The 540-nt window shown below is 27.4% G+C and carries 1 protein-coding gene; it reads right to left on the reverse strand.

Going from position 1 to position 540, the window contains the following annotated elements; all coding sequences use genetic code 11:
• Nucleotides 1-92: 92 nt before the first annotated feature.
• Nucleotides 93-540: hypothetical protein (locus H2280_RS08455; RefSeq protein ID WP_337216261.1), on the reverse strand; the 448-nt coding region annotated here is incomplete at its 5' end.

The raw sequence follows: 540 nt of genomic DNA on the forward strand, positions 1-540 counted from the left end.
TCCTAAGAACACATGAGGGTTTCCCTTGCTGCCCATCATAAAACCCCAATCATTAACATAGATTCCAACAGAGTATTTGTAATTAAAAGTCATTATAAGTCCTCAAAATAATCATAGTTTTCTTCGAAATGATTAAGATAGCTTGGTTTGTCTAATAAATTTTTTAGCACAATAATATTCAGATAAACATAAGCATAAGATCCATCTAATTCATCACCTATTTTTAGTTTACCTATTATCTCTTTGTTTTGTATTATTTGTGAGTTATTTATTGCAACACTCTTAATTGAATTATAAATTCTCTGTGTTGTATTTGGAAGAATAAATAAATTAAATGTCCATTTATTCCAGCCACCATAATAACCCAATTCTTTTATATAGACATATACAAGTCTTTCTGCTGAATATATAAATTCAATACCCACAAACATATCCATATCTTTACTCTTAATACCATATCGACTTGTTATAGTATAAAAACTATCTTTATTAAGATTATTTTTTTCTATTTCTGTTAATGGTCTAGCATAAAGCACTCTG

Origin of the sequence: Campylobacter sp. 2457A, from assembly GCF_020135895.1 — a bacterium.
Taxonomy (GTDB): Bacteria; Campylobacterota; Campylobacteria; order Campylobacterales; family Campylobacteraceae; genus Campylobacter_D; species Campylobacter_D taeniopygiae.